The following is a 10,138-nucleotide window of genomic DNA, read 5'->3' on the forward strand; positions in this document are numbered from 1 at the left end:
ATGCGGTCACAGGGTTCGATCGATCCGGCCCTGGGCGGCGGTGAAGAGCGGGCGGATCGCGGCCCGGATCTGGTTCATGAACCCGGGCCCGAACGAGCCGCGCGCCGTCTGGTTCGGGTCGAGGTGGAAGGATCGCTCGGCGACGTCGTAGTTGTATTCGCTGACCGTGATCCAGCCGCGTTTCAACGTCGACAGGCCGGCGCGTCGCAGCTCGAGCAACGGGATCTCGAGGGCGGCCTGCCTCTCGCCCGGCGGGGTTCCGGAGATGGCCAGCAGGACGAGGTGGGTCAGCCCTTGAGCCTGATCCGGGATGGTGACGGCCAAGCAAGTCGGACGGTCCTTGGGCGCGTTGAACCGGCCCTCCGCGCGCTGCCACCGCCACAGGTAGGGGTAGGTGATGACCGAGCCCGACGGGAAGGGGTTCGCCATCCTAGTCGCCCCCGTGCTCCGCCGACTGGCGGTCGAGCTCGGCCAGGATGAGATGAGCCAGCTCCGGCGGCGTCTCCCCCGCGGCCAAGGCCCGGCGCGGGTCGGCCTGCTCGGTAAGCTGCCGGTAGGTGTCGGCCGAGAGCACGACCAGCGACGGCCGGCCGTGCTTGGTCAGGGTCAGTGGCGCCAGGCGCGCCTCGTCGTGGTAGCGGCCGAAGTGACGGAGGAACTCGGCGGTGGTGACGGATTTGTCCGGCATCCTGCACTCCTTTGGGTTATACAGATTATACAGATAACATGTCCGGACGCTATCTCGCCGGGCGGGCAAGGCCTCCACAGGTCGGGATCGTCCTGGAGGAAACGGGCGGGGATCTCCTCACATCCCTGCCAGGCGACGCGACCGTTCCGCCAGATCGTGATGTAGCCACGGCCCTGCGGCATCGGTGGCGGAAGGGCGGCCTCGTAGTTGCGGCAGCCGAACTCGCCCACCGTGGCCGAGAACGCCGGGACCCGGCTGTTGCCGATCAGGACGCGGTCGCAGGCGCCGGTCGGCCGCCGGACCCGGCGCCGCCGACAGGCCGAGGCGGAAGGCCTCGTAGGCCTGCCGCTCGCCCTCGGACGGCACCTTCCAGTGCCGGCAGTGCTTGCACTGGGCGGGACGCGTGTCGGCCGGCTCCTCGATCGCCGGTCCGCCGTTGTGCCCGAGGCGCCCGGTCACGGCCGGCCCCCGCACGAGCCGTCGGCCGCCAGCCAGGCCCGCAGGTCCTGGCGCATCCGGCCGACCGGCCCGTTGACGACGCTGACGCGGGCGTCGCGCCGCACGCAGCCCATCTCGACGAAGCCGCGCACGAGGGCGTGCATCACCGCGACGTAGAGCCGTCCCTGATCGCGGTGGAGCGGATGTGCGATCGCATCCTCGCCGCACGCGAAGCGATCACGCGGGCGGGCCGGCCCTTCGTCCTGAACGCGCGGGCTGATCCCTACCTCGTCCGTGGCGACGTGGCCTGCGCTGAGGAGAATTTTGCCGAGGCGGTTCGCCGGGCGCGGGCCTACGCTGCCGCCGGAGCTGACTGTGTGTTCATCCCTGGAGTTGCGGATGCCGCCACAGTGGGACGACTGGTGACCGCCATTGCCGCGCCGCTGAACGTACTGGGCGCGCGTGGGGGGCGGGAAGCCGGATTGACGATCGCCGAATTCGAGCGTCTCGGCGTGCGGCGGGTGTCTATCGGCGGTAGCCTTGCGCTTGCGGCGATGGGCTTCGTGCGCGACGCGCTGGCCGGTATGAGGCAGGGCATCTTCGGATTTGGACAACACGCGCCTACCAACGCCGAGATGGACGGGATCATGGCGGGCGGCACCTCAGGGGGCATGAACGACGTTAAGGGTGGACTGAACCTCTGATAAACCGGCCAAGCTTTCAACTGGATGAGCAAAAGATTGGCCTCGGTCGAAGCTCACGTCCAGCCTTGGTTTGATTGAGGTGCGCCCCAGACAGACCACCTCCAACGCTGATACTCTCCCCGTGGATTGCATCGATCGCTACAGCCGTGGATCGATCGGCTCCGACTCCAACGCCAAGACACCGAAGACGCACTCGTGCACGCGCCGCAGTGGCTCGCGCCCCACGAACCGCTCCAGGCTCTCAAGACCCAGCGCGAGTTCCCGGATCGCCAGCGAGCGCTTCGCGCCCAGCCCGCGTTGGCGCAGCCGGTCTAGGTGCTCGGGCAGGTCGTAATCCGGTCCGTAGATCAGCCGCAGGTACTCGCGGCCCCGGCACTTGATGCCCGGCTGCGCCATTCCGCGCCGACCGCGTGCCAGGAACGTGGCGGGCTTGACCACCATGCCCTCGCCGCCCCGCTCCGTCAGTTCGAGCCACCATGCCGTCGCCAGCTCCACGTCCGCCGGGCTCGACGGGTCGAGTGTCAGCATCGCTGTCGTCCCGAATAACGGGTCTAACCCGGCGAGCCTCCCGAGACCGTCCATGTGCCACCGGTGCGGCTTGTCGGCATGCGTCACGCCCTCACTCGCCAACAAGTGAAACGGTGCGATCCTGATATCGTCCACCCCGGCCACCGGCCGAGCGAACTCGCGCACCACCGCCGCGAAGGCCCTTGCCCGCGTCAGGCGTTCGCCGACGCGTCCCGCCAGCGCCTCGACCGGGGCACCGCTAGCCAACGCGCGTGCCAATGCCGCGTCAGCGGCACCAAGACCGATCCGCGCGGCGGCACCTGTCGGCGCGTACTGCCCGGTGATCAGCGCGCCGGCCTTGACCGTCCACGGAAGGATCTCGGCGTCGAGCAGCACCCAGTCCGTTCTGAGGTCCGCAAACAGCCCGGCCGCCTCGACCGCCGCCCGCGCCCGCCTCAGCACCGCATCCCGCTGGAGCGCATCGGGGAAGAAGGCGCGGCCGGTGCGCGTGTACACCGCCCCGACCTCCCCGCTCGTCACGCCGAAGCGCGCGCGTGCCACCCCATCGTCCCGGCAGACGACCATCAGGGCGCGCGAGCCCATGTGTTTTTCTTGCGCCACCACCTCCGTCACGCCCTCGCGCGCGTAGTAGGCCAGCGCCTCGCGCGGGTGCTCTAGGAAGCTCGGTTCGGCCGAAGTCTCGCACGGCGACATCGTTGGCGGCAGGTGGATCAGCCACTTCGGGTCGATCGCGAAGCGGCTCATCACCTCCAGCGCCGCGGCGGTGTTCTCCTCGCGGATCGTCACCGAGGGCAGCAGCCGTGTCGCGACGATGCGCTTGCCCGACACGTCGGCGAGGTCGAGTAGGTCGTCGGCCTCCGCCTGCGCGCTCGCCCCTTCGAGCGCCGGTCCTGCGGGCCGGAGCGGGCGCACCGGCTCGACGTAGGTCCGCGCCGCCGCGACGGAGACCGTCTCCATCTCCGGGTAGCGCAGCGCCGTCAGTGCCCCCCCGAAGACGCAACCGGTGTCGATACATAGGGTACCGTTCAGCCACGCCGCCTCGGCCACCGGCGTGTGGCCGTAGACGATCTTCGCGGCACCCCTGTACTCGGCCGCCCAGTCCAGTCGCACCGGCAGGCCGAGGTCGTCGCTCTCGCCCGTGGTCTCGCCGAACAGGCAGAAGCCGCGGATCGCGCCCGAGGCCCGACCCAGCATCTCGGCCCTGATGCCCGCGTGTGCCACCGCCAGCCGTCCGTCGTCGAGCAGGTAGTGGCTGACCAGCCCGCCGATGAAGCGCTTGGCCCGCTCGCGGAAGGCGGGGCTCTGCGCGCCCAGGTCGTCGATCGTAGCCTGGAGGCCGTGGACGGCCTTCACATCCCGGCCCGCCAGCCACTTCTCCGCCTTGGCCTCGTGGTTGCCCATCACGCACAGCGCGCGACCGTCCTCGACCATGTCCATGACAAGGCGCAGGGCGTCCGCGACGCGCGGGCCGCGGTCCACGAGGTCGCCTACGAACACCGCCTTGCGGCCCGCCGGTGGTGTCACGCGGTAGCGCGGCTCGCCTTCCCGCTCGGTCCGCTCGACCGCGTAGCCGAGCTTGTCGAGCAGCGCCTCCAGTTCGTCGCCGCAGCCGTGCACGTCGCCGACGATGTCGAAGGGGCCGACCTCGTCACGCCTATCGGTCCAGAGGCGCTGGCGGGTCACGCGGACGGTGTCGATCTCGGACTCGGAGCGCAGTTGGTGCACCTGCCGGAAGCCTTCGCGGGCCAGTCCACGCAGGCCGCGCCGGAGGGCGGCGTACTGGTTGCGTACGACGTGCGGGCCGAAGGTGCGCTCGGGGCGGGCGGCGTTGCGGGCGCGGCAGGCGTCCTCGCCGGGGTCGAGCACGACAGCCACACACAGCGCGTGCCAGCGGCGAGCGATCTCGACGAGCTTGCGCCGATCCTCCGGCCGGACGTTCGTGGCGTCCACGACGGTGAGGCGGCGGCCCTTCAGGCGTAGGTCGAGGATCGTGCCGAGTAGTGCGAAGGCGTCGGGGGTCGCGGTCTGATCGTTCTCGTCGTCGGCCACCAGCCCGCGGCAGGCATCGGACGAGATGACCTCGGTGGCGGCGAAATGGCGGCGCGCGAAGGTGCTCTTGCCTGACCCCGACGCGCCGATCAGCACGACGAGGGCGAATTCCGGGATGGAGAGGGGGCGCGCCACGGCCTCGGGCGCGTCCAGCGTGGAGGCGAGGCCGGTCATCGGGTGAACACCGCGATCTGGCTCGCCGGGCCGTATGCGGGGTGCTCGTCGCCAAAGCCCTCGATCCGCATCGCATAGCCGTGCTCGCTCGCCACACGCTCTCCCCACGCGGCGAACTCGTTCCGGCTCCACTCGAAGCGGTGGTCGGGGTGGCGTACCGCGCCCGCGCGCAGGCCCTGGAACGCGGCGTTGTGCTCGCGGTTGGGCGTTGTGACGACGACGAGGCCGGGACGCGCGTCGCCGAACAGCGCGCGCTCCAAGTGTATCAGCCGGTCGGGTTCGACGTGCTCGATCACCTCGACCAGGGCGGCGGCGTCGTAGCCGCGCAGCCGGGCGTCGCGGTAGATCAGCGAGCCCTGCACGAGCCGCAGCCTGCCGCGCGTCGCCTCGGGCAGGTCGGCGAACCGCCGTTCCGCGCGCGCGAGTTCGAGCGCTGACACCTCCAGGCCCAGCACCTCCGCGATGCTCGGCAGGCGCAGCAGGCGCGTGACGAGCTTGCCGTCGCCGCAGCCGAGGTCGAGGACGCGACCGGCGCCGGACGCACCGATGATCTCGGCCACCCGGTCGAGCCTCCGCTCGTGCAGCCGCTGCGGTCGCTCGATTGCCACCTCCGGTGCGTCGGCGCCCTCCGGATTGAGGCGCGCCTCAGGGTCGGCCTCGTCCGGCATGAGGCGGGCGAGCGCCTCGCGGATCAGGCCGCCGCGGCGCTTGAGGTAGCGCGCCACGATCGTCTCGCGCTCGGGGTGGGCGGCGAGCCAGTCGCCGCCCCGCGCGAGCAGCTTCTCCACTTCGTCGTCGCCGACGAAGTAGTGCTTGCGGTCATCCAGCACCGGCATGAGCACGTAGATGTGGGTGAGCAGATCGCACAGCCGAACGGTGCTGGTCAGGCGCAGCGTGACGTAGGGCGCCTCGCCCCAGTCCGGGCGCTCCGGGTCGAGTGGGTGGGACGTGATCTCGACGCCGTAGCCGAGCGGTACGAACAGGCGCTCGACGAGGTGGACCGGCCCCCGCACGGGTACGGGTGCGATGGTGGCGTCGAGCGGGATGGCAGTGTCAGCGAGGGCCTGCCTCTCACGCGAGCGGCCCGCCATCGCCGAGCCAAGGCCGCGGGCCAGCGCCACGCTGAGGAACGAGGAGGCGGCGTAGGGGCGGTCATTGACGTACTGGTCGAGCATGCCGTCACCGCCGGAGCGTCCGCGCACGAGGGTGATGGGATCAATGTCGAGGGTGAGCGCGAACTCGCAGCGGTCCGGGGACCGCGCCGGGTAGAACATCACTGCGCGCCCGAAGCCGAAATCCGCCTCGTGCTCGCGCTCCGGGTTCTTGTGAAGCAGGAAGCCGAGGTCGGTGGCGGGGCGGTGTGTCGTGGCGAGCGAGAGGAACACGGGCGGACATCCGCGGCGGACGGCAGGGACAATGCTTATCGGGTTACGACGAGTTTTAGATCAACCCCGCGGTCGACCCCCGCTTGTGTGACAACGGAGGGGACCGGCTTTCACCCCAAGCCGCCGGTTAGGCTGGTGCGGCTAGGGTGTGCCCCAGACTGACTGCCGCTTCCGGCTGGTATCGACCAAACCTCGCCGCGCCAGCGCCCCTGGAGGATGCCCCTACGGCTGAAACCGATCAACTCCGCGCGTGCCGGCGTCTGTACTCCGCAGGCGTCGTACCAACGCGACGCACGAACGCACGCCGGAGCGTGTCCGCGTCGCGGAAACCGCATGCCCCTGCCACCTGCTTCAGCGCAGCATCCTCGATTTCGAGGAGGCGACGGCTCGCCTCGATCCGCACGTTCTCGACGTAGGCGGCGGGGGTGAGGCCCGTCTCGGCTCGGAACAGGCGGGCGAAATGGCGCGGACTCATCCCCGCCCGTTTGGCCAGATGCTCGACGCTGTGATCCTCGGCCGGGCGGGCGGCCACCCAACGCTGTACCTCCTGGAGGGCGGACCGGCCGACCGGGGCGCTGACCCCACGGCGGCTGAACTGCATCTGACCACCGCCACGCTTGAAGAACATGACGAGTTGGGCCGCGACCCGGCGTGCGATCTCATCGCCCAGGTCCTCCTCCACGAGTGCCAGGGCGAGGTCGAGTCCGGCCGTGACCCCCGCCGCGGTCCGCAGCGCCCCGTCGAACAGGCAGATGGCGTCGGGCTCGACGGATGCCTCGGGATATCTCTGCGCCAAAGCCTCCGCCACGGCCCAGTGCGTGGTCACCCGGCGTCCGTTCAGCAGGCCAGCCTGCCCGAGGAGGAAGGCTCCGCTGCAGACCGAGCCGTAGCGCCGGCATCGCGTCGCGGTCTGGCCAAGCCACGCCAACAGATCAGTCCGAACTTCCAGTTCGAGGATCCGGGGAGCGCCTGCAACCAGGAGGGTGTCGAAGCATGTCGGCGCAGTCTCGCAGGCGACCAGATCGACGACGAGGCCACACCCCGATGACGTGGTGACGTGGCCTGGTTCTGCTCCGACGATGGCCAGGTCGTAGACGTGTCGACCGCTCTGGGTGTTCGCCTCGGCAAAGACGTCCAGCGGGCCGGCTATGTCGAGGAACTGGACCCCGGCAAGGGCGAGGATCGCGACGGAACGGGGCTCCATGCAGGCTCCGTGGCTGAGGATGCACGCACGATGGCAGGAATCATCGTAACACGACGATTGATGCCAATTTGAAAGCTCCGTAGCTCATCGCAACGCGCAGCACAAAGGAGATCCGCCATGAGCATCCTGTCCGAAGCCGCAATTCCAGACAGCGTACTCGGCCGAGCCATCACCGAGTTCGTTCGCGACATCGAGACCGAATTGCTCTTCAACCATTCGAGCCGGGTCTATCAGTTCGGCGCGCTCGCCGGCGTCCATCGCGGCCTGACCTTCGACCGGGAACTGCTCTACGCGGGCGCCATGTTCCACGATCTCGGCCTGATGCCGGATCACAGCAGCGCTGAGGAGCGCTTCGAGGTGGACGGCGCCAACGCCGCCCGCGCCTTCTTGAAGGCGCACGGCGTTTCGGAGGCGGATGTCTACACGGTCTGGACGGCCATCGCGCTGCACACCACGCCCGGCATCCCGATCCACATGCATCCCGTGGTCGCGCTGGTCACGGCCGGCGTCGAGATGGACGTGTTGGGCCTGACCTATGGCCAGTATTCCGACGCCGAGCGTGAGGCGGTCGTTTTTGCCTTTCCCCGCCCGCCGAACTTCAAGGAGGACATCATCCAGGCCTTCTACGACGGCATCAAGCACAAGCCGGACACGACCTTCGGCAACGTCAAGGCAGACGTGATTGCCGACAAGGAGCCGGGCTTCCGCAAGGGGGACTTCTGTCGCGTGATACGCGCCTCGCGCTGGATGGGCGAAGGACATGCGCCGGGCTGCGGATGTAGGCAGCACGACTGAACCGCTCACCGGCTTGCTATGCCAGCGCGCTCGTCTCCAGGCGCTGCGCGAGATCAGCCTGCAACAGGTAAATTCTCAGCCGCCTCGCGCGGTTCTCTATGTGTGTATCCCAAACACACCATAGTCGGCGGTCTGTTTAGGATGCCCACAACGAGCATTCAAAATGGACTCTCTCTAGAGCGCTCTCCGCCGAAGTGGATGCCGGTTCGCCAAGGCCAAGGCCGCAGGCATCTACAAGGGCCGAACCCCCTCGATCGACCCTGCCAAGATCCACGCTTTGAAGGCCGAGGGTGTGGGGCCGGCCGAGATCGCACGGCAACTCGGCATCGCCCGGGCCAGCGTCTACCGCGCACTCAGCACGAATGGCCGAGGCGACGCCACCGATCGAGGAAAGTGAGGGCGTGGCGCCCTCCTTTGGTTCCGGTGCGGAAACAGCTCGAAGAGAGGCCGAGTGCCGTGGCCCGCGCGGTGGTCGCGGACTGAGGCACGCATGGCCGAGGACGGCAGAGAGAGCTGATTTGCAGTCACGCGTTTTGTAATTACATTGTAGTTGCAATCCCTCAGGAGGGACCCATGCCGCGCGCCATACCGCAACCGAAGGCCGAGACCTTCAATTTTCGGCTCGATCCGGCGCTGAAGACGGCCTTCACCCAGGCGACTGAGGCCGAGGACAAGCCGGCCGCCCAGGTCCTGCGCGAGTTCATGCGCGCCTATGTCGACCGCCGGCAGCGCCGCGTGTTCGAAGCCGAGGCCGAGCGCCAATCCCGCGCCATCGCCGCGCGCGCGCAGGATCCGGAGAGCGACGAGGCGCAATCGATGAGAGAGTTGGACGCGCTGCTCGAAGCCGACGACTTCCACGACGAGTGGAAGGCATGAAACGCGGCGATCTGATCACCATCGCCATCAGCGGCGACTACGGCAAACCGCGCCCGGCCCTGGTCGTCCAGGACGATGCCTTCGCGGAGCTTCCCTCCGTCACGGTGTTGCAACTGACGAGCGATGTTCACGCCGAACACGCGATCCGGATAACCGTCATCCCCGGTGCGGCCAATGGGCTTCGCAAGCCATCGCAGGTCATGGTGGACCGAGCCATGACGGTGCCGCGCACGAAGGCGGGATCCGTGTTCGGCCGGCTCGATCGCGGCGCCATGGCGGCGGTCGATGCCGCGATGCTCCGCTTCTTCGGCTTGCACGCGCACCAACAATCGTAGGCCGGAGCACACACCGATCTGGCAGGTCTCAGGACTGGTTCTCAGCGGATGGTTCGCTAGAGCCGTTCCCGATCGCGTTGCAATCGTGCTCGACTCTAAGTCCTTGTTTTGACGCGCTCTCTTTCGCCGATCCCCTCCATCTGGCGCTCACGTCGCTGGACGAACTCGGCTACCTGCCGTTCGCCCAGTCGAGCGGGCAGTTGCTGTTCCACCTGATCAGCCGGCTCTACGAGACCACCTCGATCGTGGTGACCACCAACCTCGCCTTCGGGGAGTGGCCGAGCGTGTTCGCCGGCGACGCCAAGATGACCACCGCGCTGCTCGACCGGCTCACCCACCATTGCGAGATCGTCGAGACCGGCAACGAGAGCTGGCGCTGCAAGAACCGTGCCTGAGGCCGGCTCACCCGGCGCGCCTCCTGGACCCCTGATCAGCCCGGCTGCGCCGCCCCGACCCGCTTCGCCGGGCTGATCAGGGGCGTCCCGCCACGGGCCCCCGGGGGGGCAAGGTTCGACGCCGATCCGGGGTCATGGGTGGTTCTGCGTCACTTTGTGTGGCGGGTCAGACAGCGCAGAGGACGCGCTGCCGTAGCAACTCGAAGCCGGCGCGTCCGTACATGCTGCGCTTGATCATCTTCAGGCGACTGATGTGGCCCTCCGCCGGGCCGGTCGACCACGGCAGCGCGATGGCGTTCGTGATGCCGGCGGCGTCGCGCTGCAAGCTGGCGGCGAAGCGCTTCAGCGCGCTTGACCGCGCCGCACGCAGCCAATCCTCGACGGCCTCCGTGGACTGCCCGCGCAGCATGGCCGCCAGCCGGGCCGCCAGATCGGCTGCGCCGACCAAGCCTGGTGCCTGACGCCGCAGCCGCTCGATGAACACGCCATCCTCACCCTCGCCCGCGCCGACACCACCCTGCAGGAGCCGGGCGATGCGTCGCGTCCCCGGCGGTTTCCAAGGAGGCG

11 protein-coding genes and 2 pseudogenes are annotated in these 10,138 nt (G+C 69.0%); 6 read left to right on the forward strand and 7 right to left on the reverse strand.

Going from position 1 to position 10,138, the window contains the following annotated elements; all coding sequences use genetic code 11:
- Positions 1–6: 6 nt before the first annotated feature.
- The 3 genes from Q8W71_RS31695 to Q8W71_RS31705 all read right to left on the reverse strand — a co-directional run bounded on the left by Q8W71_RS31695 (position 7) and on the right by Q8W71_RS31705 (position 1,290).
- Entirely contained in the window at positions 7–429 is a 423-nt protein-coding gene (locus Q8W71_RS31695) for a hypothetical protein (protein WP_305529236.1), read from the reverse strand.
- Position 430: 1 nt separating this feature from the next.
- Entirely contained in the window at positions 431–688 is a 258-nt protein-coding gene (locus Q8W71_RS31700) for a type II toxin-antitoxin system prevent-host-death family antitoxin (protein WP_305529237.1), read from the reverse strand.
- 455 nt (positions 689–1,143) lie between these two features.
- The gene (locus Q8W71_RS31705; protein WP_305529325.1) at positions 1,144–1,290 is read right to left on the reverse strand and encodes a hypothetical protein; all 147 of its coding nucleotides are present in this window, start codon (positions 1,288–1,290) and stop codon (positions 1,144–1,146) included.
- Between Q8W71_RS31705 and Q8W71_RS31710 the strand changes: the two genes are divergently transcribed.
- Positions 1,285–1,830 carry an isocitrate lyase/phosphoenolpyruvate mutase family protein gene (locus Q8W71_RS31710; RefSeq protein ID WP_305529326.1) on the forward strand — a complete coding sequence of 182 codons (546 nt, stop codon included), beginning with the start codon at positions 1,285–1,287 and terminating at the stop codon, positions 1,828–1,830. The genes Q8W71_RS31705 and Q8W71_RS31710 overlap by 6 nt on opposite strands.
- A 138-nt stretch (positions 1,831–1,968) precedes the next feature.
- Here Q8W71_RS31710 and Q8W71_RS31715 read toward each other — a convergent pair whose 3' ends face one another.
- The 3 genes from Q8W71_RS31715 to Q8W71_RS31725 all read right to left on the reverse strand — a co-directional run bounded on the left by Q8W71_RS31715 (position 1,969) and on the right by Q8W71_RS31725 (position 7,170).
- Positions 1,969–4,581 carry a polynucleotide kinase-phosphatase gene (locus Q8W71_RS31715; protein ID WP_305529327.1) on the reverse strand — a complete coding sequence of 871 codons (2,613 nt, stop codon included), beginning with the start codon at positions 4,579–4,581 and terminating at the stop codon, positions 1,969–1,971.
- Positions 4,578–5,966 carry a 3' terminal RNA ribose 2'-O-methyltransferase Hen1 gene (locus Q8W71_RS31720; RefSeq protein WP_305529328.1) on the reverse strand — a complete coding sequence of 463 codons (1,389 nt, stop codon included), beginning with the start codon at positions 5,964–5,966 and terminating at the stop codon, positions 4,578–4,580. The genes Q8W71_RS31715 and Q8W71_RS31720 overlap by 4 nt, the downstream gene beginning before the upstream one ends.
- 238 nt (positions 5,967–6,204) lie before the next feature.
- Positions 6,205–7,170 carry a GlxA family transcriptional regulator gene (locus tag Q8W71_RS31725; RefSeq protein ID WP_305529329.1) on the reverse strand — a complete coding sequence of 322 codons (966 nt, stop codon included), beginning with the start codon at positions 7,168–7,170 and terminating at the stop codon, positions 6,205–6,207.
- Positions 7,171–7,287: 117 nt separating this feature from the next.
- Between Q8W71_RS31725 and Q8W71_RS31730 the strand changes: the two genes are divergently transcribed.
- The 5 genes and pseudogenes from Q8W71_RS31730 to Q8W71_RS31750 form a co-directional block, all read left to right on the forward strand.
- Positions 7,288–7,965 carry an HD domain-containing protein gene (locus Q8W71_RS31730; protein ID WP_305529330.1) on the forward strand — a complete coding sequence of 226 codons (678 nt, stop codon included), beginning with the start codon at positions 7,288–7,290 and terminating at the stop codon, positions 7,963–7,965.
- Between the two features lie 208 nt (positions 7,966–8,173).
- Positions 8,174–8,362 (forward strand): annotated as a pseudogene (locus Q8W71_RS31735) (helix-turn-helix domain-containing protein); the annotation flags it as partial.
- Positions 8,363–8,538: 176 nt separating this feature from the next.
- Positions 8,539–8,841, forward strand: coding sequence for a hypothetical protein (locus Q8W71_RS31740; protein ID WP_305529331.1), 303 nt, complete (start codon positions 8,539–8,541; stop codon positions 8,839–8,841).
- Positions 8,838–9,176 (forward strand): type II toxin-antitoxin system PemK/MazF family toxin, encoded by a 339-nt coding sequence (locus tag Q8W71_RS31745; protein ID WP_305529332.1) that lies wholly within the window; start codon positions 8,838–8,840, stop codon positions 9,174–9,176. The genes Q8W71_RS31740 and Q8W71_RS31745 overlap by 4 nt, the downstream gene beginning before the upstream one ends.
- A 155-nt stretch (positions 9,177–9,331) precedes the next feature.
- Positions 9,332–9,571 (forward strand): annotated as a pseudogene (locus Q8W71_RS31750) (ATP-binding protein); the annotation flags it as partial.
- Positions 9,572–9,737: 166 nt separating this feature from the next.
- On the opposite strand, the gene Q8W71_RS31755 reads toward Q8W71_RS31750, so the two are convergent.
- Positions 9,738–10,138, reverse strand: a 401-nt coding sequence (locus Q8W71_RS31755; RefSeq protein ID WP_305529333.1) for a transposase, incomplete at its 5' end; no start/stop codon positions are given.

The sequence above is a fragment of the Methylobacterium amylolyticum genome (genome assembly GCF_030700245.1).
Classification (GTDB): Bacteria; Pseudomonadota; Alphaproteobacteria; order Rhizobiales; family Beijerinckiaceae; genus Methylobacterium.

Coding starts and splice junctions, on each gene's coding strand:
- Q8W71_RS31695 (WP_305529236.1), bottom strand. CDS start 429: ATGGCGAACCCCTTCCCGTCGGGCTCGGTCATCACCTACCCCTACCTG.
- Q8W71_RS31700 (WP_305529237.1), bottom strand. CDS start 688: ATGCCGGACAAATCCGTCACCACCGCCGAGTTCCTCCGTCACTTCGGC.
- Q8W71_RS31705 (WP_305529325.1), bottom strand. CDS start 1,290: ATGCACGCCCTCGTGCGCGGCTTCGTCGAGATGGGCTGCGTGCGGCGC.
- Q8W71_RS31715 (WP_305529327.1), bottom strand. CDS start 4,581: ATGACCGGCCTCGCCTCCACGCTGGACGCGCCCGAGGCCGTGGCGCGC.
- Q8W71_RS31725 (WP_305529329.1), bottom strand. CDS start 7,170: ATGGAGCCCCGTTCCGTCGCGATCCTCGCCCTTGCCGGGGTCCAGTTC.
- Q8W71_RS31730 (WP_305529330.1), top strand. CDS start 7,288: ATGAGCATCCTGTCCGAAGCCGCAATTCCAGACAGCGTACTCGGCCGA.
- Q8W71_RS31740 (WP_305529331.1), top strand. CDS start 8,539: ATGCCGCGCGCCATACCGCAACCGAAGGCCGAGACCTTCAATTTTCGG.
- Q8W71_RS31745 (WP_305529332.1), top strand. CDS start 8,838: ATGAAACGCGGCGATCTGATCACCATCGCCATCAGCGGCGACTACGGC.